Annotated in this window: 24 protein-coding genes and 1 pseudogene; 13 read left to right on the top strand and 12 right to left on the bottom strand. The window is 69.9% G+C overall.

Going from position 1 to position 25297, the window contains the following annotated elements:
* Positions 1 to 23: 23 nt before the first annotated feature.
* Both KDL28_RS27995 and KDL28_RS27990 read right to left on the bottom strand, forming a co-directional pair.
* On the bottom strand, positions 24 to 2300 hold the full coding sequence (locus KDL28_RS27995; RefSeq protein WP_252443310.1) for a S9 family peptidase: 2277 nt from the start codon (positions 2298 to 2300) through the stop codon (positions 24 to 26).
* Positions 2301 to 2379: 79 nt separating this feature from the next.
* A complete protein-coding gene (locus KDL28_RS27990; protein ID WP_252443308.1) occupies positions 2380 to 3240 on the bottom strand; it encodes an SDR family oxidoreductase in 861 nt (286 codons plus the stop codon).
* Positions 3241 to 3366: 126 nt separating this feature from the next.
* Between KDL28_RS27990 and KDL28_RS27985 the strand changes: the two genes are divergently transcribed.
* On the top strand, positions 3367 to 3969 hold the full coding sequence (locus KDL28_RS27985) for a TetR/AcrR family transcriptional regulator (RefSeq protein ID WP_252443306.1): 603 nt from the start codon (positions 3367 to 3369) through the stop codon (positions 3967 to 3969).
* Between the two features lie 2 nt (positions 3970 to 3971).
* On the opposite strand, the gene rox is transcribed toward KDL28_RS27985, so the two are convergent.
* The gene (gene rox / locus KDL28_RS27980) at positions 3972 to 5399 is read right to left on the bottom strand and encodes a rifampin monooxygenase (RefSeq protein WP_252443304.1); all 1428 of its coding nucleotides are present in this window, start codon (positions 5397 to 5399) and stop codon (positions 3972 to 3974) included.
* A 186-nt stretch (positions 5400 to 5585) separates the two neighbouring features.
* On the opposite strand from rox, the gene KDL28_RS27975 reads away from it, so the two are divergent.
* Together KDL28_RS27975 and KDL28_RS27970 are read left to right on the top strand one after the other, a co-directional pair.
* Entirely contained in the window at positions 5586 to 6467 is an 882-nt protein-coding gene (locus tag KDL28_RS27975; RefSeq protein WP_252443302.1) for a LysR family transcriptional regulator, read from the top strand.
* Between the two features lie 427 nt (positions 6468 to 6894).
* Positions 6895 to 7751: pseudogene (locus KDL28_RS27970) on the top strand (transposase family protein).
* Positions 7752 to 8103: 352 nt separating this feature from the next.
* On the opposite strand, the gene KDL28_RS27965 reads toward KDL28_RS27970, so the two are convergent.
* Positions 8104 to 8505: a hypothetical protein gene (locus tag KDL28_RS27965; RefSeq protein WP_252443300.1), complete on the bottom strand. Its 402-nt coding sequence runs from the start codon at positions 8503 to 8505 to the stop codon at positions 8104 to 8106.
* Positions 8506 to 8854: 349 nt separating this feature from the next.
* A complete protein-coding gene (locus KDL28_RS27960; protein WP_372497092.1) occupies positions 8855 to 9064 on the bottom strand; it encodes a hypothetical protein in 210 nt (69 codons plus the stop codon).
* Between the two features lie 147 nt (positions 9065 to 9211).
* Between KDL28_RS27960 and KDL28_RS27950 the strand changes: the two genes are divergently transcribed.
* A complete protein-coding gene (locus KDL28_RS27950; protein ID WP_252443298.1) occupies positions 9212 to 9628 on the top strand; it encodes a hypothetical protein in 417 nt (138 codons plus the stop codon).
* A 267-nt stretch (positions 9629 to 9895) separates the two neighbouring features.
* On the opposite strand, the gene KDL28_RS27945 is transcribed toward KDL28_RS27950, so the two are convergent.
* Positions 9896 to 10582, bottom strand: a complete 687-nt coding sequence (locus tag KDL28_RS27945) for a polysaccharide deacetylase family protein (protein WP_252443296.1) — start codon at positions 10580 to 10582, stop codon at positions 9896 to 9898.
* A gap of 195 nt (positions 10583 to 10777) precedes the next feature.
* A complete protein-coding gene (locus tag KDL28_RS27940; protein ID WP_252443294.1) occupies positions 10778 to 10987 on the bottom strand; it encodes a hypothetical protein in 210 nt (69 codons plus the stop codon).
* A gap of 241 nt (positions 10988 to 11228) precedes the next feature.
* On the opposite strand from KDL28_RS27940, the gene KDL28_RS27935 reads away from it, so the two are divergent.
* Positions 11229 to 11450 (top strand): hypothetical protein, encoded by a 222-nt coding sequence (locus KDL28_RS27935; RefSeq protein ID WP_252443292.1) that lies wholly within the window; start codon positions 11229 to 11231, stop codon positions 11448 to 11450.
* A gap of 941 nt (positions 11451 to 12391) precedes the next feature.
* On the opposite strand, the gene KDL28_RS27930 is transcribed toward KDL28_RS27935, so the two are convergent.
* On the bottom strand, positions 12392 to 12679 hold the full coding sequence (locus KDL28_RS27930; protein WP_252443290.1) for a transposase: 288 nt from the start codon (positions 12677 to 12679) through the stop codon (positions 12392 to 12394).
* Positions 12680 to 12838: 159 nt separating this feature from the next.
* Between KDL28_RS27930 and KDL28_RS27925 the strand changes: the two genes are divergently transcribed.
* The 4 genes from KDL28_RS27925 to KDL28_RS27910 are packed head-to-tail and all read left to right on the top strand — an operon-like array spanning position 12839 to position 14902.
* Positions 12839 to 13006 carry a DUF3099 domain-containing protein gene (locus KDL28_RS27925; RefSeq protein ID WP_252443288.1) on the top strand — a complete coding sequence of 56 codons (168 nt, stop codon included), beginning with the start codon at positions 12839 to 12841 and terminating at the stop codon, positions 13004 to 13006.
* Positions 13007 to 13056: 50 nt separating this feature from the next.
* A complete protein-coding gene (locus KDL28_RS27920) occupies positions 13057 to 13755 on the top strand; it encodes an ArsR/SmtB family transcription factor (RefSeq protein ID WP_252443286.1) in 699 nt (232 codons plus the stop codon).
* Entirely contained in the window at positions 13752 to 14183 is a 432-nt protein-coding gene (locus KDL28_RS27915; RefSeq protein ID WP_252443284.1) for a thioesterase family protein, read from the top strand. Before KDL28_RS27920 ends, KDL28_RS27915 begins: the two co-directional genes overlap by 4 nt.
* Positions 14180 to 14902 (top strand): haloacid dehalogenase type II, encoded by a 723-nt coding sequence (locus KDL28_RS27910; RefSeq protein ID WP_252443282.1) that lies wholly within the window; start codon positions 14180 to 14182, stop codon positions 14900 to 14902. Before KDL28_RS27915 ends, KDL28_RS27910 begins: the two co-directional genes overlap by 4 nt.
* A 164-nt stretch (positions 14903 to 15066) precedes the next feature.
* Here KDL28_RS27910 and KDL28_RS27905 read toward each other — a convergent pair whose 3' ends face one another.
* Genes KDL28_RS27905 through KDL28_RS27890 form a run of 4 tightly spaced genes read right to left on the bottom strand, consistent with a single transcriptional unit; the run spans position 15067 to position 18510 of the window.
* Complete coding sequence (locus KDL28_RS27905) at positions 15067 to 15270, bottom strand: hypothetical protein (RefSeq protein ID WP_252443280.1); 204 nt, start codon at positions 15268 to 15270, stop codon at positions 15067 to 15069.
* A gap of 48 nt (positions 15271 to 15318) precedes the next feature.
* Positions 15319 to 16920: an ABC transporter permease gene (locus KDL28_RS27900; RefSeq protein ID WP_252443278.1), complete on the bottom strand. Its 1602-nt coding sequence runs from the start codon at positions 16918 to 16920 to the stop codon at positions 15319 to 15321.
* 44 nt (positions 16921 to 16964) lie between these two features.
* On the bottom strand, positions 16965 to 17867 hold the full coding sequence (locus tag KDL28_RS27895; RefSeq protein ID WP_252443276.1) for an ABC transporter ATP-binding protein: 903 nt from the start codon (positions 17865 to 17867) through the stop codon (positions 16965 to 16967).
* Complete coding sequence (locus tag KDL28_RS27890) at positions 17860 to 18510, bottom strand: TetR/AcrR family transcriptional regulator (protein ID WP_256502900.1); 651 nt, start codon at positions 18508 to 18510, stop codon at positions 17860 to 17862. The genes KDL28_RS27895 and KDL28_RS27890 overlap by 8 nt, the downstream gene beginning before the upstream one ends.
* A gap of 701 nt (positions 18511 to 19211) precedes the next feature.
* On the opposite strand from KDL28_RS27890, the gene KDL28_RS27885 reads away from it, so the two are divergent.
* The 4 genes from KDL28_RS27885 to KDL28_RS27870 all read left to right on the top strand — a co-directional run bounded on the left by KDL28_RS27885 (position 19212) and on the right by KDL28_RS27870 (position 25174).
* Entirely contained in the window at positions 19212 to 20741 is a 1530-nt protein-coding gene (locus tag KDL28_RS27885) for an FAD-dependent monooxygenase (RefSeq protein ID WP_252443272.1), read from the top strand.
* Positions 20738 to 21358: a TetR/AcrR family transcriptional regulator gene (locus tag KDL28_RS27880; RefSeq protein WP_252443270.1), complete on the top strand. Its 621-nt coding sequence runs from the start codon at positions 20738 to 20740 to the stop codon at positions 21356 to 21358. The genes KDL28_RS27885 and KDL28_RS27880 overlap by 4 nt, the downstream gene beginning before the upstream one ends.
* Positions 21359 to 22081: 723 nt before the next feature.
* A complete protein-coding gene (locus tag KDL28_RS27875) occupies positions 22082 to 22897 on the top strand; it encodes an SAM-dependent methyltransferase (protein WP_252443268.1) in 816 nt (271 codons plus the stop codon).
* A 1383-nt stretch (positions 22898 to 24280) separates the two neighbouring features.
* Complete coding sequence (locus KDL28_RS27870; RefSeq protein WP_252443266.1) at positions 24281 to 25174, top strand: alpha/beta fold hydrolase; 894 nt, start codon at positions 24281 to 24283, stop codon at positions 25172 to 25174.
* Positions 25175 to 25297 lie beyond the last annotated feature (123 nt).

The raw sequence follows: 25297 nt of genomic DNA, 5'->3' as shown, positions 1-25297 counted from the left end.
CCGTGTCCGGCGCCACCCGGCGTTCAGGCGAACAGCTCGGCCAGCGACTCGGGGTTGATGGGGATGGGGGCGGGGCGGTGGGCGGGTGGCTGCGTGCCCATGAGCTCGCGCACCAGGAAGTCCCAGGCGCACTTGCGGACGTGGTGCAGGTGGTCGATGAACACGTGCTCGGCCCCGGGCACGATGAGCAGCTCGAAGTCCTTGCCGGCGGCGACGAGCCGGTCGGCCAGGCGCAGCGTGTGGGCGGGATGGACCTGGTCGTCCATCTCGCCGTGGACGAGCAGCAGCCTGCCGGCCAACCGGTCCGCGATGTCCACGTTGGAGGCGCGGGCCCAGGCCTCGGGGTTGTCCGCGCCGTCGTAGGACTCCACGAAACCCGGGTTGAAGAAGCGGGCGTCGTGCGAGCCGGAGAGGGCGACCCCGGCCTTGTACACGTCGGGGAAGTCCAGCATCGCCCGCACCGTGGCGAACCCGCCGCCGGAGTGGCCGAACGCGCCCACCCGGTCCAGGTCCATCCATGGTCGGGTCTCGGCCAGCCGGCGCAGCGCCGCGACGTGGTCGGCCAGGCAGCCCGCGTCGGCCACGTGGCCGTAGGAGGCGTCGTGGAAGGCCTTGCTCCGCCCCGGGGTGCCCCGCCCGTCCACCGCCACCACGACGAAGCCCAGCGCCGCGAGGGGTTCCGCGTCGAGGCCCATCCCGCCGGGGTCGAAGCCCGGCTCGACGCGGTTGGTCTGCGGACCGGGGTAGACGCTGTCCACCACGGCGTAGCGCTTCCGGGGGTCGAACCCCCGCGGCCGGTACAGCACCCCGTAGATGTCCGTCACCCCGTCGGCCGCCGTGACCCGAAACCGCTCCGGCGGCGTCCAGCCGGTGGCGGTGAGCTTGGTGATGTCGGCCCGCTCGAGCTCGACCAGCACCCGCCCGGTCCAGTCGCGCACCGCCGTCACCGGCGGGATGTCGACGGTGGACGCGGAGTCGATGAAGTAGTCCTGGCCGTCCGGCACCGTGACGACGTGGTCCAGCTCGTCGTCGGTGACCGTGGCGAAGCCGGAACCGTCCAGCCCGACCCGGCACACCGTGCGCCGGTAGGGGTCCTCCTTGACCAGCCCGGAGGCGGTGAAGTACACCACCCGCTCGGTCTCGTCCACGCGCAGGATCCGCCGCACCGCCCACTGCCCGGAGGTGACCTGCCCGAGCAGCGCGCCGGTGCGCAGGTCGTACCGGTACAGGTGGCCCCAGCCGTCCCGCTGCGAGTACCACAACACCTCCTCGGCCAGCACCCGCACGATCGGCGGCTCGAACGCGCACTGGTTGGGTTCGACGCGGGTGGCTCCGGTCTCGCTGAGCACGGTGGTGACCTCGCCGGTGGCCGGGTCCAGCCGGTGCAGGGTGAGAGAGTGCAGGTCACGGGGCTGACGGAGGTAGTACACCGCCGAGCCGTCCTCCGCCCACCACACCCACCTGGTCGTGATCGGCGACGACTGCGGCATGAGCAGCGGCTCGGCCTGCGCCCGGACCACGGTGCCCTCCGTGACGTCCAGCACGACCAACTCGGCCTGCGGCAGGTGCTCGTCCCCGGCGTAGGCGTACCGCTGGGTGCGCAGGACGGGCGCGCCGCCGTCGGCGGGCCCGGCCTCGACCAGGTGGGTCTGCCGGACGCGGCGCTCGTCGGTGCGGTGGGCCAGCACCTTCGTCGAGTCGGGCGACCAGGCCACCGCGGGCGGCAGGTGCGGCAGGCCGAACTTCCGCAGCAGGGTGGCGTTGCCCGTGCTGTCCGGGCCGGGGCCGTACTCGTGGGCGGGCCCTCCGTCGGTGGTCAGCGCCCACTCGCGGCCGTCGACCAGGGAACGCGCCCACAGGTCGGGCCCCCGTCGGGACACCGCGACCGTGCCGTCCGGTGACGGCACCTCCAGCGGGTTGCCCGGCGGCTTGAACCCGGCCCGCTCGCAGGTGTAGCCATCGAGCCGGCAGCGCCAGTACTCGCCGAACGCGACGAACGCGACGGCGTTCCCGGCCGGCTCGATGGCCGCGAACGGCAACGCCTCGGGGTCGACCCGCTGCCCGGACGCCTCGGCCAGCGCGGCGGCGAGCCGGGTGTGGTCGAAGGCCGGCTCCCGGGTGCCCGCCGCCGGGTCGACCAGCACGAACCGCTTCCCGGTCCCGGTGCTCACGCCGTACCAGAAGCGGGCTCCTCCGTCGATCCAGTGCGGCCTGATCTTGTCGCCGACGACGAGTTCGCCGGGACGGGCGGGTCGGCGCAGGAGCTGTTCCGCGGCCACGTAATGGCTGGTGGTGGTCATTGGTCGGGTCCTCTCGGGTTCGGTTCCGGGCATGGCCGGCGCCGCGGTGGTTGCCGTCACGGCAGGGGGAGGGCGCACGTCAGTGCGCAGGTGCGGTGGCGGGGACGGCGTGCTCGGCGGCCCGGCTGACCTGCTCCCAGCCGGCCCAGGTGTCCATCCGTCGGCGGGAGATGTCGAAGGCCAGGTCGTAGACCATGCTGCCGAGCAGGAGCCGCAGTGGCGGGTCGTTGCTGTCGACCAGGTGCAGCAGTGCCCGGGCGGCCAGCCGGGGCTCGCTGTCGATGGAGCCCTCAGCCCACTGGCGCTCCAGTTCGGTGCGCAGGGGTGCGTAGGCCGCCATCGGGGTGGTGGTGGTCATGGCGGTGTAGAGGTCGGTCCAGTACCCGCCGGGTTGCACGATGCTGACCTTGACGTCGAAGGCCGCCGCCTCCATCGCCAGTGCCTCGCTCATGCCTTCGAGGGCGAACTTGCTCGCGCTGTACATGCCGGTGCCGGGGAAGCCGCCGAGGGCGCCGATGCTGGAGATCTGCACGATGTGCCCGGAGCGTTGGGCGCGCAGGTGGGGCAGTGCGGCTTGGGTGACCCAGAGCGCGCCGAAGAGGTTGACCTCGAGCTGGGCTCGCGCCTGGGTCTCGGTGAACTCCTCGACCATGCCCATGGACATGGTGCCGGCGTTGTTGACGACGACGTCGAGGGATCCGAAGTGCTCGACCGCGGTGTCCACGGCGGTGCTGACCGCTGCCCGGTCGGTGACGTCGAGGGGCAGGGCGAGCAGCCGATCGTGGTGCTGTTCGTCGAAGGTGTTGTGGTCGATGGTCCGGGCCGCGGCGGCGACCTGGTCGCCGCGGTCGAGTACGGCTTCGGCGAAGGCGCGGCCCAGGCCGCGGCTGGCGCCGGTGATGAACCAGGAGCGGGGGGTGGGGCCGGATGGGGTGCGCATGGAGGGAACTCCGCTTCGTTTGTAAGACGAGACGGTTCGTCTCGTTGCATGGCGGGAACGGTAGGCGCCTTCGTCGCACCGGTCAAGACGAGACGGTCCGTCTTGTCTCTGATAGGGTGCCCAGCCATGACGCCGAACACGGCCCGCCGGAGCGAGGCCTCGCGCCGGGCTGTCCTCACTGCGGCGTTGGACCTGGTGCAGGAGGCCGACTACGCGAAGCTGAGCATCGAGGGCATCGCCGCGCGGGCGGGTGTGGGGAAGCAGACGATCTACCGGTGGTGGCCGTCCAAGGGTGCGGTGCTGTTCGACGCCTTCCTGATGCTCAGTGAGGGCGCCGGGGGCGAAGCGCCGGTGTTGCCCGACACCGGTGACCTGGAAGCCGATCTGATCCTGGTGCTGCGGGCCACGGTGGAGGAGCTGAACGATCCGCGGTTCGGGCCGCCGATGCGGGCGCTGTCCATCGAGATCGCGCACGACCCCGAACTGGCGGCGGCGTATGTCGAGCGGTTGGACGGGCCGCTCCGGGAGGCCAAGCGGCAGCGGCTGCGCCGCGCCCAGCAGGTGGGCCAGCTGGCCGAGGGGCTGGATCTGGACGTGGCGGTGGACATGATCTGGGGACCGGTGCTCAACCGGTGGCTCCAGCGCACCGGGCCGTTGACCACCGCGTACACCGACCTCGTGGTCACCACCGCCCTCACCGGACTGCGCCCCCGGGGATCCAGCTCGTGATCTCAGCCGACGGCGGCGCCGAACCATCGGGGCAGGTGCCCGAGCAGGTCCTGCTGGTCCTCACCGACCCACGCCACGTGACCGTCGGGCCGCAGCAGTGCCGCGGGCACGTCCAGTTCCTCGCTGACGTCGACGACGTGGTCGACCCGGTCCGCCCAGCCCGCCGCCGAGAGCCGGCCGGTCTGGTCGAGCAGCAGGCCGCGGCCGCTGTGCATCAGGTCGTAGAGACGCCGCCGCTTCAGTCCCACGTCCCGCAGCCGCCGACCGAGCAGGTCATGACCCTCGCCGAAGTCGTAGCGGACCCCGATCGCGACGATCTTCTCGATCAGGTGCCGCCGGACGTCCTCGAAGTCCATCAGTTCCGACACCAGCCGGCGCACCGCCTGGGACCCCGGCTCGGCGGACATCAGGTGCACCTGTGCGCGGGTGTTGTCCAGCACGTCGGCGGCCACCGGGTGCCGTTCGGTGTGGTAGCTGTCCAGCAGCCCGTCCGGTGCCCAGCCCGCGATCTCCGCGGCCAGTTTCCAGCCGAGGTTGAACGCGTCCTGGAGGCCGAGGTTGAGTCCCTGCCCGCCGGTCGGCGGGTGGATGTGCGCCGCATCACCGGCCAGCAGCACCCGCCCGACCCGGTAGCGCTCGACCAGCCGGGTGGCGTCGCCGAAGCGGGAGAGCCCGCGCGGGGAGTGCACGCCGAAATCGGTGCCGGCGTAGGCCCGCAACTGCTGCTTGACCTCCTCGAGGGTCGGCGCGATCGAGCGGTCCTCGGTCACCCCGTCGGCGGGCACCACGACGCGGTACACCCCGTCGGAGAAGGGCGTGACGCCGAACCGCTTGTGGGTCTTGCGGACCTCGGCGACCACGGCCGCCACCGTCTCCGGCGACGCGGTCAGCTCCATATGGCCCAGCAGCGTCTCGATCCTGGCGGGTTCACCGGGGAAGCCGACGCCGAGCAGCCTGCGCACCGTGCTGCGGGCGCCGTCGCAGCCGACGAGCCAGCGCGAGCGCAGCCGCGTGCCGCCGGCCAGCTCGACGGTCACCCCGTCCTCGTCCTGGCTCAGCCCGACCAGCTCGCAGCCACGCCGGATCTCGGCGCCGAGCTCGGTGGCGCGCTCGGCCAGCAGGCGATCGATGGTGGGCTGCGGGATGCCGAGGATGTACGCGTGCGCGGTGTCCAGCACCTCCGGGGCAGGCTTGGGAATGCCTGCAAAGAGACCGCCAAGGGGGTACTGCCGGCCGAGCGCGAGGAACCGCTCCAGGAGACCGCGCTGGGCCAGCACCTCGATGCTGCGCACGTGCAGACCGAGCGCACGAACCTGTCCGGTCGGTTCGGCATCCTTCTCCAGCACGAGCGGCTGTACGCCGTGCAGTCGCAACTCGCTGGCCAGCAGCAAGCCGGTCGGCCCGCCGCCGGCGAGGATGACATCGAGCATGCGCCCCCCATTCGTCGGAGTTCGTGTCCCGTCTCAGCGGCGATCTCGCCGTGCCGGAACAGCGTCCGCCACGCTCGGGTCCTGGATCAACGACGAACCCGGCAACGCACTGTTCAGCCACGGTTGACAATCGGCCGGGCGGGGTCACCGGGCAGCACGACAGCTATCTCGTGAACGGGACACAGGGTGGAGCTACGCGATATCGAGACCTTTCTGGCGCTCGCCGAGGAGCTGCATTTCGGTCGGACCGCGCAGCGGCTGCACGTCACCACGGCCCGGGTCAGCCAGGTGATCAAGCAACAGGAACGCCGCATCGGCGGGCAGCTGTTCGATCGCTCCACCCGCACGGTCCGGCTCACCCCCCTCGGTGCGCAGCTGCGCGACGACCTCGGCCCCGTCTACGCGGGCCTGCTGGAGAGCCTGGAACGCGCACGGCAGGCCAGCCGAGGCATCACGGGCACGCTGCGCGTGGGCATGATTCCGTTCAACACCTACGATCTGCGCCCGTTCTGGACCACGTTCCGCATCCGGCACCCGCAGTGGGCGCTGCAGATCCGCCGGGCTTCGTTCGTCGACCCGTTCGCCGCGCTGCGCACCGGAGAACAGGACATCCTCGTCGCCTGGCTGCCCGTCGACGAACCCGACCTCACGGTTGGGCCGGTCCTGTTCAGTGACCGGCGGATCCTGGCGGTGTCGGCCGATCACGAACTCGCCGAACGAGCATCAGTCTCGGTGGAGATGCTGGCGGACTTCCCGAACGGATCGGGTGAGGGCCTACCGGACTACTGGGAAGATGCGTACCTGCCGTTCCAGAGCCCGCGCGGCCTCGTCATCGAGCGTAGAGCGCTCCTCGCCAACGGCGACGATCTCATCCATCTGGTCTCCCTCGGCGAAACGGTTCAGGTCTTCCCCGTCCACGTGACCGACTACTGGGCCATGCCGGACGTACGGTGGCTGCCCATCACCGACTTGACCCGGCTGCGCTATGCCCTGGTGTGGCGCACCGAAACCGAGATGGTCCGGGCGATGGCCCGGGTCGTCAGTGACCTCGGCGCGTTGCTGCGCTAGGCCGGAAGCTCCACCGGATCAGCCCATCTCCCGGCTGAGAGCCGTCCTTCGACCGAGGATGTCGGGAACCGGCCCGTCACTAGTGCCGTAGGGAACCGAAGAGCCGTGCTGTTCTCATCCTTGCGGTGCCCCCGGGGAGGTTCGGACAGCATCTCAAACGAGCGCCTGCCATCTGAGCTGCAAATCTCGGCACGAGCGAGCGTTCTACGGCGGCGAGGACGCCGCCCGTGGCTACCGCGGGAGGTGCTCGGTGTCATCCCGGCGGCCTGACCCTGCCCGGCCGCCGGTCAGTGAGATGCTCCTGACCCTTGTCAGTAGCGGGAAGCCGAGTCGACGACACGCCGAGATCCGGTAGATGACCAGGACAGACATAGGACCCCGGTAGGCAGACGGTCCTTCCACAGATCAACTGCCACCGAAGTCCTGCGTGTCTGATCCTGTCACCTACACCGCCGTGCTCCCGATCGGGAGTCGCGTGTCGCCCGGCTTGCTGACCTGCTCGATCAAGAACGCCGGCACCGCCGAACCCGGGCCGGCCGGCGGGTCCTGTCGGTCCGGGCGCAGGCGGTGCTGGTGCTGCGGTGGTTCCTCGACGCCACCCGAGTCTGCCAACTCGCCCTCGACAACCAGCTCAGTTCCTCGACCGCCTACCGCTACCTGCACGAAGGCATCGACGTGCTCGCAGCGCAAGCACCCGGCCTGCACGGGGCGCTGCTGGCTGCCCGGCTGGCCGGGCACACCCATGTCGGGCTCGACGGCACCCTGGTGCGCACCGACCGCAGCAAGGCTGCTGGCCCGACCCGGGCCAGCGCGGCGAGCCGCCGGCAGGTGGTGGACCTGTGGTGGTCAGGCAAGCACCATCACCATGGCGGGAACGTGCAGGTCATCACCGCCCCGGACGGCTGGCCGCTGTGGGTGTCGGACGTGCGGCCGGGCCGCCAGCACGACGTGACCTGCGCCCGCGCCGATCCCGAGGTGTTCACCGCGGTCGCGGCGTTCACCGACGACACGCATCCAGTGCTGGCCGATCTGGGCTACGAAGGCGAGAACACCCGGCTGACCTGCCCGATCAAGAAGCCCGCCAGGCTGGCCTCGCTCACCGCCGACCAGCGCACCGTCAACATGCTCCACTCGGCTACCCGAGCGCCCGCCGAGCGTGGGAATTCGCTGCTCAAGACCACTTTCAAGGCGCTGCGTCGGGTCAGTCTCTGTCCGTGGAGGATCGGCGCGATCACCGCGGCCGCGCTCGCGTTGCTCCACATTGAGCACAACCGCTCGACATGATCAACTCGCTAGCGAGAAAGGTTCAACGTCTTCCCGGCCGTCACGGCCGGGCTCCGTAGCGGGTCACTCCGCGTTGCTCGGTGCGTGGTGGGTGTTCTGCCGAGCTGGGTGAAGTTGTGTCGCAGTGGTCGTCGCCCGGTGCGCTTACCGGGTCGCTTGCGGTCCGTCGAGTTCGGACGGTCACTTCACTGCCTACCTCATTTCCGCAGCTCACAGCACCGCGGGTGATCGGCAGTCACTCGCGTAGACAGCCTCTCGTGTAGACAACGCGGCACGAATGGTCGCCGCCGAGGCCGGCACCCGCGGCAGCATGGCCGACGCGAGCAGCGGCGTCATGCCCGGCACCTGGGCGCTACCTGCAGTCAATGTGAAGCGAGGAGACCTTGTTGTCCATCCCGTTGTTCGTCAGATCGGCATCCCGGGACTTAGCCTGCGCGTTGTAGACATCGCCGCCCCGATTATAGGAGTCATGGAGCCATGCATGGCAAAGCGTGGTATTAGTCATCGAACTGGCGCCGTTGTTTACCGCGCGACTGGTACCCGTCCAGTAGTTGTTGGACAGGTTGTTGTCCGTCTTCCAGCCGTGGTACGCAGGGCTTGCGACGCACCACTTCCCGCCCTTGAAGTCGTCATGCTCATAGAGGCAGAGAGACCCGCTGAGGGCTTCCGCCTCATCGCTCTGGGCAGCGGATACACCCGGAGAGCAGATCAGGATCAGCGGAACGAGGAGTGTGATCAAACTCAGCTTTCGCACGGTTCCCCTTCTACGGCAGCAGTGGTCGTGCGGACCGGTTCACACTATCAGCGTCCGATTCGGACAGTCCACCACACTTCCCTTAGCGCGGACTTAAGAATGCGGGCCCTGCGGTTGACCGCGCACCGGGCATGTAGCCAATGGCGCACCGAGACCATCTACGCGATCACTAATCCACCGTTCGGATCAGGATAATTGCTCGCGAATGAGCCTACTCGGCGTTGAGGAAGTGCTGCACGATCGCCGGCACCGGGCGACGAGCCCGAAGAGGTGCGTGGCCCCTGGGAGCACCGCCAACTGCGAAGCCGGACCGTGCCCCTCGAACCGGTCACGCAGCCTGTTCGCGCAGTCACCCACGGAGCGACTGGCTGATCCGTGCGGCCTGCCGGGCGAGGTGGTGGCGTTCGGCGAGCTTGGGGGCGGACCGGGCGGCGTCGGCGTACAGCCGCGCCGCGGTCGGGAGGTCGCCCGCCTTCTCGTGCAGGTAAGCCGAAACGGCGGCGCGGCGGGGCAGGTCGGGTTCCACGTCGGCGCGGCTGCTCCACACGGCGGCCAGCACGCTGCTCTAGCCCGGCTGGGACAGGAGCGGATCTTGCGCAGGATCCGCCAGTTCTTCAGCTCAGCGTTGACCCGCTCACCCGCCCGCGCTGGCGGCCGTGCGCGGTGTTGGCCTCTTTCTGGTTGCGCGACGGTCGGAGCGCCGATAGTGCTGACGCACAACACGATCACCACGTTGGACGGCGGACCGCACCAGGACGTGACCGGCCTCGGGGACCTCTGGGACACCATCAACACCGTCCTGCTGGTGCTGAGCGCCGCGGTGCTGCCGGTGGTGGGACTGGTGCTATGGCGCTCCCCCCGATGGGCGGCACGCCGGCGCACCAGCCCCGGCTGGGCGGTCGCGCTGCGTCTGCTCCCGCTCGCGGTACTGGCGGTGCTCGGTGCCCTGCTGCCGGTGTTGACCAGCGCCATGCTCGGCGGCGGCGTCACGATCGCCGCCGTCAACCGCCGCGTGTGTGGGCTCCCGATGGTCGCCGTGCTCGGGCTGGTGGCCTTCCTGGGCTTCGGCAGCGCGCTGGCCGGCAGGCTCGTGCGGCTCCGGCAGACCCGGCGCACCGGGTGAACACCGAGCGGGAACCGCACGTCGTCCGGGACGCGTGACCGGCAAGATCCCCGGGTATACCGACCGGCCCAGCCCGCCTTGCCGCATACCGAACGCCTGGTAGTCGTCGTGGTACTTGGCCTCCAGCACGGCACGCTCAGAGGTCGGTGAGCTGGCGCAGCGGGTCGGTATGGCGGCCTTCCCTCACTGTGCCGGTCGATGCTTGCTGTGCCAGCGATACCGATCCGACCGGAAGCCGAGCCGTGCATCGGTCAGATCGACACCGGCTCAGCGGGCTGGACCGAGGGTGAGCAGTTCGGACACGGTGGTGAAGCGGTAGCCCTGCGCCCGGAGGCGGTCGATGATGGGGCCCACCGCCTTGCGGGTCTCCTCATGGTCCGGGTACATGCCGTGCAGCAGGATGATCGAGCCTGGCCGGACGCGCGCGACGGTGTGATCGGTGATGGCCTCGGCGCTGCGGTCGACCTCGGGGAACGAGTTCGGCTCCACGTCCCACATGACCGTCTTGCGGTCGTGGGCGGAGAGGTAGTGCGGAAGCACGAGCAGTTTCTTGCCGTTCGGCGGGCGGAAAGTGATGTCGCCGGTGTAGCCGGTATCGCGGATTAGGCGGTCGGTGCGCTCTACCTCCTCGGCGGCGAAGCCGGGGCTGATGAACACCATCCGCTCGTGCGAGTACGTGTGGTTGCCGATCTCGTGGCCCGCCGACGCGATGTCGCGGGCCAGGCTCGGGTTCTCCTCGATGTCCCGGCCGATCAGGTAGAACGTGGCGCTCACGCGGCGTTCGGCGAGCACAGCGAGCAGCTCCGCGGCGCCGGCCGGGTCCGGGCCGTCGTCGAAGGTGAGCGCGACGACCTTCTCGTCCGTTGCGACGGCCCTCGTCAGGCCGCCGAAGAACTGGAAGCTGCGCGCGCTCGCGACCTGCCATACGCCGAACGCCGCGAGCGGCAACGCCATCACGACTACTGCGACGACGATCGTCCACCGACGGACCCGGAAACCCCGCACGATCGATGATCATGCCCCATCGGATGAACGGTCCCGCCCGCCACCACGACCGACACGCGCCACACCCGCGGCGGGAGCAGCTCGCCCGACTCAGCCCCACTCGGGACAGGGCCGCCGTGACCGGCTGTGCCACGCTCGCCGCGGTCACCACGCCCCCGGCACGACGGGGGCCGGCATGCGCACCACCGCGGTGACGCGCTCCCCGATCTTCACCTGCTGATAGCGCAGCGGGCCGAACAGCACGTCCCGCGGGTCGATGCGCACGCTGCCGCGCATCCGCTTCGGGTCCGAGTGGTCCCAGCCGTCCCGGCGGGCCCACACCGTCCAGGACAGCCGGCCGTCGTGCACAGACACCCCTGTCACCCGGGACTCGAAGCCGCGGGGTTGAGCCGGCGCTGCACCCAGGTGCCGTGCCGCTCGGTGTGCACGCTGCACCACAGCACCGGCTGAGGTGCACGGTGCCGCCATGCCCAACCGGTCCTGGTCCACCACCCACCGCGGCCCGCTGGTCGTGCACGTCGGCCACGCATGGGCACCCCGACGGTGCCGCGCTGGCCACTGAGCTTGACCCTTGGGACCGGACACCTCACCTGAGGTGGCCGCGGCCACCGGCTGGAGCGGCGAGGCCTACCGGCGCGTGGCCGACAGCATCCGCGGCAGCCTCGCGGCCAACGACCTCTCGCAACCCCAGTGGTGGATCCTCAACCGGCTCGCCGATACCTCCCGCTCCTGGAGGCGGGCCGGTCTGGTTGAGGAACTCACCCCCTACAGCGACAATGAGGAGGGCCGCGATTCGTCGACGAGCTCGACCGGTTAATCGCTGCGGGCCGGGCCGTCGCCGACGGTGAGTCGGTCGCGATCACCGCGACCGGGACGGAGCGGCTGGCGGCGGCTCGTGACAGCAACGGCCGGACGCATCGCGACATGCTCAGCGGCATCAGCGACGACGAGTACGCCACCACGATCGACGTGCTTCGGCGAATCGTCGGCAACCTGGGTGGGGACCCCCGCCTGCCTTGAACTTCGGCTACTGGAACCTGTGGTACGGGCTCGTACGGGACGCGGCGGAGACGGTGTGGTGCTGCGGCTCGGCTGGTCACCTCCACCGTGCCGGCTTCGGTGGCAAGCCGAGCGTGGAGCTCAGCCGTGATCCGGCTCGCCACCGAGAACGTGCTCGCCCGCGGAGGAGGCAGGGTCGAGCCCGATGCAGCAGCGCGGCCCGGATCGAGATGATCCTTGCACGGCGCCCAGGTCGTCCGGGATCACCCCGCTACCCGCGCCGGATCGGGCAGCTCAGGCTTGCGACAGCCGTCGAGAGAGGGAGGTCGCCATGACATCCGCCGGAACCCCGTTGAACCCGCAACCCGAGCCGCCCGGAGTTGTGTGATCCGGGCGGGTGTCTCGTCGTCCCCGCCGGGCGCCGATCCCCCGCCCACGCGTCATCCAGATGACGCCGTCCAGCTCGTCCGCCCGATCACCAGCGGGTGCTGCTCCCATCCGGGGCCCGCGCCCCCTGCCGGCTACCACATCGCCCAGTCAGATGTTGACCAGCTCGGCCCGGTGGGCGCCGTCGAACAGCACTCGCACGACCGCCGTGTCTCGCCGCACCGCGTGGCAGCTTGTCAAGGCAACGCCCCTGGAACTGCCGGAGGAACCTGACGGCGACGTCGCGGTACCCCGATCCGTCCGGTCGCAATCAACATCCCCCGAGCGTGGTCCGTCGCAGAACCTGTCCGAACCTCCCCGGGGGCACCCAGGTCAGGCGGCTGGTCCAAGCAGGTGGACCTGCTCGCATGGGCCATACGTGGTGCGCGTCGTCCTAGCCTCGGTCAGCGGGTCGTCGTTGCGGGCGGCCAACACGAACGGGATCTCCCGCGCGCTCAGCCAGTCGCGGAAGGCGGGGTTCTGGCCGTAGGCCTCGTCCACGGTCACCCACGAACTGCTGGTCAGGGCTCGGGCCTGGTAGGCGCGGTTGAGCATCGCCACCCCGAGCTCGGGCTCGGTCGCGAACCCGCCCTCGGCGGCACACGCACTCGCAACGAACAAATGCGCGCACCTACCAGCCGCGTTCCCGGGCGGGTTCAGCCTCACTGAACGTTCTCAAGCACGAACCCACCGCGGTTCGCGGCTTCAGATTCGAGAGTGGGTGCGGTTCCGGCAAACTCCGGCAAGACAGCAGCCCGGACGGCCGAGGATCGAGCCCGGTTGACCACGCCCCCGGGTGGGCGGGCGATGCTCGTGCTGTCGATCTCGCTACCGTGGGTGGCCGTGCTCGTCGCCGACCGCCTGCCGAAGAAGACCGAGAAGGCCAACCGCTACCGGCCCGACCGGCGCGAGATCGAGCAGCGCGAGCAACCCGTCATCGACGGCTGACCAGCACACTTCAACGGGCGTTCAAGCATCCGGCGGTTAAGTTCGATCCCGTGACGGGAGAGACGGACCTCGCACGGATCGGGTCGCTGCTCGCCGACCGGACGCGCGTCGCGATGCTGCTGGCGCTGCTCGGCGGGCGTCCGATGTCGGCGTCGACGCTCGCCGACGTCGCCGGGGTGTCCGCATCGCTGGCCAGCTCGCACCTGCGCAAGCTCGTCGAGGGCGGGCTGCTCGTCGTCGAGGCGGCCGGCCGGCAGCGGTTGTTCCGGCTGGCGAACGCCGTCGCGGACGCCATCGAAGGGCTGCTGCTGCTCGCACCGCCCGAACGGGTGACCTCGCTGCGGGCGGCCGTGCGCGGGCAGAACCTGCGGCGGGCGCGGATGTGCTACGACCACCTGGCGGGCACCGTCGGCGTCGCGATCACGGAGGCGCTGGCCGACCGCGGGGTGCTCGTCGCGGAGGCCCGCGGCTACGCCGTGACCGCCGCGGCGCCAGCCGTGCTGGCGCAGATCGGCGTCCGGATCGAGCAGCTCGAACGCCTGCGCCGCCCGCTGGCCCGCCGCTGCATGGACTGGAGCGAGCGACGCAACCACCTTGCGGGCAGCCTCGGCGCCGCCGTGACGAGCCGGTTGATCGAGCTGGACTGGGTGCGCCTGTCCGAGGCGAGCCGCGTCGTGCGGCTGACCGCAACAGGGCGGCGCGGGCTCGGTGACTGGTTACAGGTCGACTTGAGCCGGGGCGCATCGTGAGGGCCACGCTGCGCGCCGGCCTCCACGGCGCCTTGGCCTACCGGGTTCCCCCGGAGCGAACGGTCCCGCACCTGCTCCCGGAGTCGGACGACTTCCGGGAGATGCCCGAGGTGCTCGCCACCGGCTACCTCGTCGGCATCGTCGAGTGGACATGCATGCGCGCGCTGGCCGAGCACCTCGACGCGGGCGAGCAGACCGTGGGCGTCCACGTGGACCTCTCGCACGAGGCCCCAACGCCGCCCGGCGCCACCGTCCACGTGTCGGCCACGCTGACGCACCTCGACGGTCGCCGGCTCTGCTTCGCCGTCGAGGCGCGCGACGACGCCGGCGTGGTCTGCCGCGGCACGCACGACCGCGCGGTGATCGACCGGAAGCGCTTCGACCGTGGGCTGACCGGCCGCGCGTCCGCCGCGGAGGCGCGATCATGACCGGACTGTCCGACGGAGTCGAGGTGCTGGCCTTCGACGTCTTCGGCACGTGCGTCGACTGGTGGACCGGGATCACCCGGCAGGTCGTCGAGATCACCGCGGCGCGTGGGATCGACGTCGATGCCGAGGCGCTGACCGGTGCCTGGCGCGACCGGTACCTCCCGTCGATGGCCGAGGTACGTAGCGACGGACGTCGGTGGACCCCGCTCGACACGCTCCACCGCGAGTCGCTCGACGACGTCCTGGAGCGGTTCGGCGTGGCCGATCGCTGCGACGAGTCCATCCGGCGGCAGCTGGTGCGTTGCCGGTACCGCCTTCCCGCATGGGACGACGTCGCCGACGCCGTGGCCCGGCTGCGCCGCCGCTACCTGGTCGTTGCGCTATCCAATGGCGGGTTCGCGCTGCTCACGCACCTCGTCAAGGGTGCGGGCCTGCGTTTCGACGCCATCGTGTCGTCCGAGCTCGCCCGGACCTACAAACCCGATCCGGCGGTCTACCGGACGGCGGCCTGCCTGCTCGACGTGCCTCCCGGCCGGATGCTGATGGTCGCCTGCCACGCGTGGGACATCGAGGGGGCGCGGGACGCCGGGCTGCGCACCGCGTTCCTCGAACGCCCGGGCGAGAAGGGCCCGCACCGAGCCGCCGACCGTGCGGCGCACACGCCGGCCGACCTCGCCGTGCGCGATGCCGGCGAGCTGGCCACGGTCCTGGGCTGCTGACGGCCCCGCCCTCGCGAACCGCAGCATGGTGGCCATACTCCGGTTGAACCGGCGCAAAGCCACCATGCTGCGGCTCAGCTCGGCCGCGCGCCCAGGCGGCCCACCGCCGCCGCCGCGGCGGCGCAGCCCGCTTCCAGGGCGGCCGCCGGGCCGGACCCGGTAAGTCACGCCACGAGCGCCCCTGCGTCGAAGGCGTCGCCCGCGCCGGTCGGGTCCACCACGTGCGCGGGCGGCGGTTCGGCGGTGGAGTCGGGCGAGGTGGTCGCGCCGCGCTGTTGTGGTTGCGCCGGCGCCGCCACCCGCCGCGTGGTGCCGACCCCACCGCTGCGGCTTGGCATCGCGTGCGACGTGTCGAGTTCCTCCGGCAACCGACTCGAACGGAGACAGCATCAGCTCGTCACGAGCGGCAGATCCGATCATTCCGGTAGGACATCGCGTCGCTGGAGCAAGGCTATGCCTGCTGCGATCAGCGCCCCTGCGATGATGACGAGCCCGATGTAGACCAGTGGCGTCGGTCGGTAGTAGGCGCTGACGTGCGAGAACGGGGAGACGGCGCGGTAGACGGCCTCGGGCAGTACTCCAGCCTTGACGGCGATCTCGGCGCCGATGCCGATGCCGATGGCCAGCCAGCCGAGGACCGGGGCGGTCCGGGACACGGCCCCGAATGCGGCCACGGTCACCCCGACGAGCACCCAGACGGCCGGGACCAGCGGGAGCGCGAGCCCGAGGCCTCGGGTGAGTTCACCAGCGAGATCACCGGTAGCCGCCCCGGCCCCGACACCGAGTCCGACACCGAGCGAGGTCTGCAGCAGCACCGGCGCCAGGAGCGCCACCCCGAGGTGCCCGGCGGCCCAGCGGGCTCGGCTGGTCGGCGTGGCGAGCAGGCTCTCCGCGAGGCCGGACGCCTCGTCGGTCCGCAGTCGCAGGGTGAGGAACACCGCGTGCCCTGCGGTGACGAAGACGAACACGAACACGACGTAGACGAAGAACGCGTCGGCGGGATCGGACAGCCGCAATGCCGATGCGTAGTCGGCGACCCAGGCCAGATCGGCGTAGTCGGCCACCGCCGCGGAACCGGCCGCGCCCATGGCCGAGCCGATCGCGGCGAGACCGAGCGACCACGCGAGGATGCTGCCGCGGTGCAGGTGCCACGCCAGCCGCAGCGGGTCGCGCAGCGCGGGGACTGCGGTCGCGGGTCCGCGACGGGGCGCGACGAGGGCCGCTCCGAGGTCGCGTCGTGCGGAGAGCGCGCCTGCACCGGCGACGAGCGCAGCGGTGAGGGCGGCGACGAGCGCCAGCGGCCACCAGCGCTCGTCGGCGAACGGGCGCACCTGCTCCAGCCAGCCGTTGGGGATCAACCAGCCCAGCCATGCGAGGCGGTCGCCGCCCAGGTGGACGAGCCCGCGCAGGTAGTGCAGCACGACGAACGTGCCGAGGGCGCCGATCGCGGCCAGCGCCGGCCGGGTGGTGAGCTGCGCGGCGACCGCGCCCATCCCCGCGCCGATCCACGCCGCGCCGCAGGCCACTGTCCCGAGGGCGACGGCACCGGTAGCGGGCAGCCCGGACGAGATCAACGCGGCGCTGCCGAGAACCCCGATCAGGACACCCGCGGCGAGCGTCACCGCCAGGATCGCGGCCAGCGGCGCCTGCCGCCCGACCACGGTGGACCCGAGCAGCTCACGGCGCCCCGACTCCTCCTCGCCACGGGTGTGCCGCACGACCAGCAGTGCCGCCCCGAGGGCCGCGAGGATCGTCGTCCCGCCGAACGCCTGCTGCGCGGCCAGTGCGCCGACGCCGTCGTCGAAGGCCCGGCTCTGGAACACCAGGAAGGTCGGCACGGCCAGGATCTGGTCGTAGCGGTCGGCGCGGGCCTGCGGGCTGGGATAGGTGGACGCCGTGCTCGCCGCAGCGCCGGCCAGCAGCCCGACCGTCGCGAGCACCCAGAGCCCCAGCACCGCCCGATCACGGCGCGCGATCAGCCGCACCAGGCCAGAAACCCCGGTCAGGGCCTCGGTCACCACGCTGGGGCGGCCAGGCGAGCGGTGATCAGCTATCACGGTGGTCATCGGCTCGCCTGGAGATCGGAGTGGTCGTAGTGGCGCAGGAACAGCTCTTCGAGGGTGGGTGGGGCGACGACGAGCCCGCGGGTCCCGATGTGCGCGAGGCGGGCCAGCAGCGGGTCGAGCCGGTCGGTGTCGACCTCGCAGCGGATCCGCGCGCCGTCTCTGTGCAGCGCGTGGACGCCGGGCAGGTCGGTGAGGGCGCCCGACTCGCCGGCGAGCTCGGCGGTGACCGAGGTGCGGCCGAGATGTCGCAGCGCGGCGAGCGAGCCACTCTCCACGACCCGACCGCGACGGACGATCGTGACGTGCTCGCACAAGGCTTCGACCTCGGCGAGGACGTGGCTCGACAGCAGCACGGTGCGCCCCGCCGCTGCGGCCTCGCCGATGCAGTCTTGGAACACCGCTTCCATGAGCGGGTCGAGTCCGGAGGTGGGCTCGTCGAGGACGAGCAGTTCCACGTCGGCGGCGAGGGCGGCGATGAGGGCGACCTTCTGCCGGTTGCCGGTGGAGTAGGTCCGGGACCGGCGGGTCGGGTCGAGGTCGAACCGCTCGACGAGTTCCGCGCGGCGTCGTGGGTCCGCGCCGCCGCGCATCCGCGTGAGCAGGTCGAACACCTCGCCGCCGGTCAGTCCCGGCCACAGCGTGACGTCGCCGGGTACGTAGGCCAGGCGCCGGTGCAGCGTCGTCGCGTCTGTCCATGGGTCGCCCCCGAGCAGGTCGACGCGGCCCGCATCGGCCCGCACCAGACCCAACAGGATGCGCAGGGTGGTGGACTTGCCGGCGCCGTTGGGGCCGAGGAACCCGTGCACGTGACCCGCGGTCACCGTGAGGTCGAGGCCGTCGAGCGCGCGTGCCCGGCCGAAGACCTTGACCAGCCCACGGATCTCGATCGGCTCACTCATCCCGGTCACCTTCGGCGGCAGGCGTCATGCGGAGCGCCGCAGCGTCCGGGGTGGCGAGGAACTCGGCCATCGCCCCGTAGACGTCGAAGATCCCGGCGCTCACCAGCGTGGTGTGTTCCCGGTCGAGTACGTCCGCGCCGGCCCGGCGCGACAGGTGTGTGTGCAGGACGAGTGTCCCCAGGTGCATCGCGCCCATCACTGCCGCAGCGTTGCGAACCCGCCCCGATCCGGCCGGGAAGCGGTCCGGGCACAACGACGACAGCCACTTCTCCGCGAGTTCGGCCCCGGAGTCGAACAGCTCCGCCGCGGCGGGTGATCCATCGACCAGTGCCCGGGCGAGGTATCGCACCGAGGCCTCGCTGGCCGGGTACATCTGCGCGGTGAATCCCGGCTGCTGCGCATCGCCGGCCGCGGCACGTCGGGCCTGGTCCAGCACGGCGCCGATGGCGAAGTCGTCGCACGCCTGCACCAACCCGGCCTTCGACCCGAAGTGGTGCTGCACCAGCCCGGTCGATACTCCAGCCGCGTCGGCCACTCCTCGAATTGACGTTGCAGCGACCCCGTGCTCCGCAAGGAGCGCCAGCGCGACGTCTCGGATGCGGGCTCGCGCAGTCTGATCATCGATTGCCCTCGTTGGACCCATGACGGAACAATACGACCGTGCGGTAAACCGCACAAGTGTATCGTGGAGGGATTCGACCGGACGTCGACTGCCAGATCCACAGCAGCGGGGCAACCGCGCGTTCGGATCGAGTGGCGCCGTGGGACGTGCGCCAGATGCGACGGAGGTGGGCTCGGCGTCGGTGCCCTCGTCGGTCCCGGTCGTCCGGTTGGGCGCCATGCTCGGTGAGTCACCGCGCCCGTCGGTGCCGGGCGATGCAGTGGTCACGTCGTCCGTCGGAGCGGTCTCGTCGGGATCGCCGCTGCTTCCCGTGTCGGTGATCGTGTCGCCGCCGGGGCCGTCCGTGACGTCGGCAGCGGGGTCCGTAGGACCGCTGGTGGTCGCTGGCGTGTCGTCGGTGTTGTCGGAACGTCGCTAACCGATGTGCGACCGGATCAGAAAGTTGCTCGGCGCCCACCGCACGCGTTCCCGACGAACTCCCCGATGCGCTCCAGGGCCGGGCCTCACGGGCCGGGTGTCGTGGCCCCCGCTGAAGAGGCGACACCGAGGACCGGGGATCCAGTCGGCGGCGGTGACACTGACACGCACCGCTCCACAGGGCAGCGTCGGAGGTGCGGGCACACCTCCCGAGCTGCGCCGATCCGCCTGGACGGCGCCGATGGCGAGACGACGTGCTCGGGTATATTGTTAGCGATACAGTGTCGTTAACAAAAGGACGGACGATGACCGATGACCCGATGACTGATGTGCTGGTGGTTGGTGCCGGGCCTACCGGCCTGGCAGTTGCGTGTGGCCTGCGGCTGCACGGGATCTCGGTGCGCGTGGTGGACTCGGCACCCGGTCCGGCGACGAGCTCACGAGCGAACTTCGTACACGCTCGTGGCTCGGAGGTGTTGGATCGCCTGGGCGCCCTCGGCGATCTCCCCGGCCAGTCGTTGCGAGCCATGAAGATCACGACGTATCTGGGCGACAAGCCGATCATGAACCTGAGATTCGGCGACCCCGGAATGAGGACCGCCGCACCGCCGATGGTGATCTCTCAGGCCAAAGTGGAGGCGGAGCTTCGGCGCCGGCTCGCCGAGCTCGACTGCACACCGGAGTGGAACGCCGGCCTCGTGGACGCCACTGCGGACGACGCCGGCGTGACCGCCGAGCTGAGTGACGGCCAGGTCGTACGCGCGCAGTGGCTGGTCGGCTGCGACGGTACGGGGAGTGCGACGCGCAAGCTTGCCGGCGTCGGATTCCCCGGCGTGAAGTTGAGCGAGCGTTTCCTGCTCGCCGACCTGCACCTCGATTGGAACCTCGACCGTACCGGCACAACCGGCTGGATCCATCCCACTGGAATGCTCGGCGCCATGCCGATGCCCGATCCCGATGGCCGGTCAGATCTCTGGCGGCTGATCGCATACGACCCGGGCCATGATGAGAAGCCAAGCGATCAAGAGATTTTGGACCGTTTTCACGATATACTGCCCGAGCGGACCGACGACCCGGATGTACGCATCCTCGATGCTGTGTGGCTTTCGCTGTTCAGCGTGCACCGACGGCTCGCGGACACCTATCGACAAGGACGAATCTTACTTGCGGGCGACGCGGCGCACACGCACGCGCCTTTCGGTGGGCAGGGTATGCTGACCGGGCTTGGCGATGCGGAAAATCTCGCGTGGAAGCTCGCCCTGGTGGTCCGGGGACGCGCCGGCGAGGCATTGATGGACACATACCAGGCGGAGCGTCGGCCGCTCGCGATGGAGGTATTGCGCGGCACCTCGGCGGTGACTCGCATCAATGTCGCACAAAGCAGGGTTGGTCGCTTCTTGCGTGATCGCGTGATTGCACAGCTGTTCAACCAGCCCTGGATCCAACGATGGGCGACCTACACGACATCACAGCTGTGGGTGAGCTACCGAAAGGGGCCGTTGGGTTCACGATTTGGACGCAAACCGCGTCCAGGTGACCGAGTGGATGACCTGAAATGCGTACGCGCGGACGGGATGCAATCACGACTGCATGCCGAACTCGGTGGCCACTGGGCGATGCTCCTGCCGAAGGATGGCGCGGAAGCGTGTGCCGCAACGGTTCGTCACGCGTTGGGAACCTACGTAGTACTGCTTCGTCAAGTGGATGATTCATTTCCTGACGAGGTGTTGCTCGTCCGTCCGGATGCGCACATCGCCTGGCGCGGCCGAGACGACGCCGCGGCCCTACTTCGATGGTTGGACAGCGCGTTGCACGGCGGGCGAGCGAAGCGATGACCCCACAAGACAGGACAGTTGGCGCGACCCGCGGCCGGGGCCGACCAAAGGATCCCGAGGCGGGTAGAGCCATCCTGCGTGCCGGCCTTGAACTGTTCGTCGAACGCGGATTCGAAGGCACGAGCATGGAACAAATCGCGAAACGTGCCGGAGTGGGGAAGCTGACCGTCTACCGGCGCTGGTCCTCGAAGGAGGAACTGCTCTCCAGGGCGATCGAGATGATGGTCGAGGAGCCTGGTTGGCCGTCGAATGATGAGATCAGGGTCGCATCGCCACACGAGATCCTCGAACGAATCCTCCCGGCGTCAGCTGAAATGGCTGTCGATCCAAGGTTTCGGGCGCTGGTGGCGCGCATCCTGGGTTCCAGCGTCAGCCACCCCTCGCTGATGGCGACGTACTGGAAGCACTACGTCGCACCGCGACGCGCGGCGACCAGCGCACTGCTGGAGAACGCCAGGCGAGATCGCAAGGTGCCGGTTGACGCCGACGTCGATGTCCTGATGGACATGATGGCCGGCGCCGTGCTGTATCGCGTTCTCCAGCCCAACCCGCCCGACGCAAGAGAAATGGAGCGCTACCTTCGCGAGGTCTACCGAGTGGCCGGTCTCCTCCCGTAGCCGGTTCGTCGGTACGAATCGCCCCTGCGAGGTGATCCCAAGCTGCGCGGAACAGAGTCCGGAGTATCCGATCACTGCCGGGCGGTTGCGCGCTACCAGCGGTCCACGGCGCGCGTCCTGATGTGCGGCCCGCCACGACATGGGCGCGGCCGCGAGCACGGCCTCCTCGACGCCCCGCGCGACGCGCAGGTGCGGGTGATCGCGGACAACGGCCACCGCGGCGCGGGGTTCACCGTTCCGCAACGGCGTCGGCCCACCGACCCCGACACAGGGCAACGTCGCCGGCTCTCGCGCAACCAGAATGCCGTGTACTCCGCCCACGCCCGCCGGCGCGGCCGCGCGGCGCGGGCGACCGGCCGGTGCAGCACCGCGACACCGGCGCTGGCCAGGTGCGTGGTCCCGGTCAGGTCGACGTCCAGCGACCCGGTCCCGACGGCGGCCGCGCGCATCAGTTCCTGATCGAGCGCGGGTGCGCCCTCGGATCGGGACCCGTCGACGGTCCAACTGTTGCGATCGAGGGCCTGGGCGGTCCTCCTGTTCATGAGTCGCCGGCCGCGTCCCAGCTGACGGCGATCGCTCCGCCGATCCGGACCCCAGTCGCCAGCAGCCGGTGGGTGAGCCCGGGCAGCACCTGCCACTCACCCCAATCATCCATCACCATAGGGTTGGCGTAGCGGTCTGTGACCACGATGTGCAGCCATCCCGGAAGGTGCAACCACGACGATGACCGGCGAGCAGACCGAACCCACCAGCGACAACGATGTCGACCTCAGCGTCCCGCAGTCGGCCCGGATCTGGAACTACTGGCTCGGCGGCAAGGACAACTTCGCGGCTGACCGAGCCGCCGGCGACGCCGTGCTGGCCAAGATCCCCGCCATCGCCGACGGGGCACGCGCCGAACGCGCGTTCCTCATGCGCGCCGTGCGCTACCTCGTCGAGCACACCGGGATCCGGCAGTTCCTCGACATCGGCACCGGGCTGCCCACCCTGAACAACACCCACGAGGTGGCCCAGACGCTCGACCCTGCCTGCCGGGTGGTCTACGTCGACAACGATCCATTGGTGATGGCACACGCCAGAGCGTTGCTGACCAGCACCCCCGAGGGCGCCACCAACTACCTGGAGGCCGACCTGCGCGATCCAGACGTGATCCTGCGCGAGGCCGCCACGACACTGGACTTCGACCAGCCGATCGGCCTGATGCTGCTCGGCGTGATCAACCACGTCATGGATGACGACATCGCCTACCGGGTCGTCGCCCGGCTCGCCTCGGAGCTGGTCCCGGGCAGCCACCTGGTACTGACCCACTCCACCGCGGAGATCCACGGCGAGCCGATGCTCGAGGTGATGCGAGAGACCACCGAGCGCGGCGGCACCCCGATCCGCGCTCGGACCAGTGCCGAGATCGCCCGCTTCTTCGACGGGATGCACCTGCTGGATCCGGGCGTGGTGACCTGCTCCCGGTGGCGACCAGAGCCCAGCGAGATCGGCGTACCGCCGGCGGTCTACCTGTTCGGCGGCGTAGGCAGGATCGGCTGACCCACCAGCAGTCCCCGCGCTCCGACGATCCGACGGCAGCCGCGGACAGCGCCGCGCCGAACAGCCGAATCCACTACCCGTGCCGCCCGGGGTCGTGCCCGGATCCTGCGCTGGTCAACGATCCGGGCTCGTCCGGGCCGCTGCGGGTCGGTCGTCACTCGATCAGTACTGCAACGGCACTCGGTTCATGTCCGCAGGTAGTGACCGCGGCGACGGCAGTGGCAGGCCCGGGGCGCTGAAGGGCCTGAACCTCGACGACGCCTTCGTCGCCACGTTCGCCGCGGCCCACGGCATCCGCAGGCTCGCACTCCAGGGCTGGGCCCGCGCACCGACTTCCACGCTGACAGCGGCATCGACCTCCTCGTCGAGTTCCGACCCGGACGCACCCCGTGCCTCCTCCACCGAGGGCGGATGGAGTTCGAACTCGAAGACGCCCTTGGCCGTGAGGTCGAACTCCGCACACCCGAGGGCCTCCGCCCCTACTTCCACGACGCAGTTCCCACGACAGCCCGACCGCTCCATGCAGCCTGAGTACGCCGACCGCCTCCGGCACCTCGCAGAGGCTGCACCAAGGCGGTCGCCCACAGCAGCGGCGAGCAGCGAGCGACCTGGGCGACGACGAACTCCTCCGGCTCGCCTCGACCAGGCTGGTTGAGATCGTCGGTGAAGCCGTCGAGCACGTCAGCCCCGAGACCCGTGCCGCCACCACCACTTCGATATCAACCTCGGTGTCCTGTGGCAGCGACGATCTGCTTTCCGCTGCTGAGCCGACGACGGCCAGGGCACCGGTGGGCCGTTGATCCGCCGCCACCCCGGGCGATCGCGACGCTCACCCACGCCCTGCTCGCCGCCCTCGCCGCCACAACCCGCCCCACACACCCGACGCCACCCGGCTGATCCCGCTGACCTGCCACGAGATCGCCCGGCTGGTCAACCGGCTGATCGCCCCACCGGTCCGCTCCCTGGCCGAGGTACTGCGCTGCAGCATCCGGCGACGTCGACACCGGTAGCGAGCACGACGAGGTCACCACCAGCGCCGAGCGCGGACATGATCACGATCTACGGCGGGAGTACCGGGTGGCGCTGGAACGGCCGGTCCTGGCCTGACCGGCGCGACCGCCACATCGCCTGCTATTGAGGACCGATATTGTCCGCAATGCGCCCTACCGTGGTGGCGACCGATCCGACCCCACCCGAGATCGGTAATCCACCGAGAGGGACCTCGATGCGCCGAGCCGTCACCCAGGCCCCGCCGATCTCGGCCCGAGGACTCACCGCGTCGTCGATTCCGGCGATCGCCTGAGCACCCCGAGAAGAAGAGGAAGGGATGCAGTGTTCAATCCAACCGCTTTTCCCGAGCCAACCCGTGTTCCCGTCAACGGTGTGGAACTCGAAGTCTTCGAAGCTGGCCGACGAAATGTCGGAGAACCCATTGTACTCTGTCACGGCTGGCCGGAGCATGCCTTTTCTTGGCGCCATCAGGTGCCCGCCCTTGCCGCAGCGGGCTACCATGTCATCGTCCCCAACCAGCGGGGTTACGGCAACTCATCCCGTCCGACCGAGGTGACAGACTACGACATCGAACACTTGTCGGGTGATCTCGTCGCACTCCTCGATCACTACGGATACGCCGATGCCACCTTCGTCGGTCACGATTGGGGTGCACATGTCGTGTGGGGGTTGACCTTGTTGCACCCGAACCGTGTGAACAAGGTGATCAACCTGAGCCTGCCGTACCTCGAGCGCGGAGATGTCCCCTGGATCGAGTTCATGGAAGGCGTACTCGGCGGCGACTTCTACTTCGTCCACTTCAATCGACAGCCAGGCGTCGCGGACGCCGTATTCGAAGAGAACACATCTCAGTTCCTTCGTAACATGTACCGGAAGAACGTGCCCGCCACAGAGCCTCAGCCAGGTATGGCGTTGATCAACCTCGCCAGAGCGGAAACACCACTCGGTGAGCCGATAATGAGCGACGGCGAACTGGCCGTCTTCGTCTCCGCTTTTGAATCATCGGGTTTCACGAGCAGCATAAACTGGTACAGGAACGTTGACCGCAACTGGCGCCTGCTGGCGGACGTGAACCCGATCATCCAACAGCCCACCCTCATGGTCTACGGCGACCGGGATGCGGTCGCGAGGTCGGAGAACCTGGCAGAGTTCGTGCCCAACGTGGAAGTGGTCACTCTGGATTGCGGTCATTGGATCCAGCAAGAAAAGCCTGAAGAAACAACCCAGGCGATTGTGAAGTGGCTGGAACAGCAGGGTACCGACTAGTACTCCAGCCGTAGGTCGTGATCTTGCTGGCGTGGCGGTCCCGGACGTGAGGCGGCCACCGCGTGATCCTCGTCCGTTGTGTCGACATCAGATGATCACGCGATGGCCGTGGGCCACAGCGTA

It is taken from the genome of Pseudonocardia humida (assembly GCF_023898865.1).
GTDB lineage: Bacteria > Actinomycetota > Actinomycetes > Mycobacteriales > Pseudonocardiaceae > Pseudonocardia > Pseudonocardia humida.
This window is presented reverse-complemented; position numbering and strand designations above follow the sequence as displayed.

What these genes read in the sequence shown, in the direction of transcription:
- KDL28_RS27945 (WP_252443296.1), bottom strand. Translation starts at nt 10,582, where the DNA reads ATGGCGTTGCCGCTCGCGGCGTTCGGCGTATGGCAGGTCGCGAGCGCG.
- KDL28_RS27890 (WP_256502900.1), bottom strand. Translation starts at nt 18,510, where the DNA reads ATGGGTCCAACGAGGGCAATCGATGATCAGACTGCGCGAGCCCGCATC.
- KDL28_RS27995 (WP_252443310.1), bottom strand. Translation starts at nt 2,300, where the DNA reads ATGACCACCACCAGCCATTACGTGGCCGCGGAACAGCTCCTGCGCCGA.
- KDL28_RS27910 (WP_252443282.1), top strand. Translation starts at nt 14,180, where the DNA reads ATGACCGGACTGTCCGACGGAGTCGAGGTGCTGGCCTTCGACGTCTTC.
- KDL28_RS27880 (WP_252443270.1), top strand. Translation starts at nt 20,738, where the DNA reads ATGACCCCACAAGACAGGACAGTTGGCGCGACCCGCGGCCGGGGCCGA.
- KDL28_RS27895 (WP_252443276.1), bottom strand. Translation starts at nt 17,867, where the DNA reads ATGAGTGAGCCGATCGAGATCCGTGGGCTGGTCAAGGTCTTCGGCCGG.
- KDL28_RS27885 (WP_252443272.1), top strand. Translation starts at nt 19,212, where the DNA reads ATGACCGATGACCCGATGACTGATGTGCTGGTGGTTGGTGCCGGGCCT.
- rox (WP_252443304.1), bottom strand. Translation starts at nt 5,399, where the DNA reads ATGCTCGATGTCATCCTCGCCGGCGGCGGGCCGACCGGCTTGCTGCTG.
- KDL28_RS27875 (WP_252443268.1), top strand. Translation starts at nt 22,082, where the DNA reads ATGACCGGCGAGCAGACCGAACCCACCAGCGACAACGATGTCGACCTC.
- KDL28_RS27985 (WP_252443306.1), top strand. Translation starts at nt 3,367, where the DNA reads ATGACGCCGAACACGGCCCGCCGGAGCGAGGCCTCGCGCCGGGCTGTC.
- KDL28_RS27990 (WP_252443308.1), bottom strand. Translation starts at nt 3,240, where the DNA reads ATGCGCACCCCATCCGGCCCCACCCCCCGCTCCTGGTTCATCACCGGC.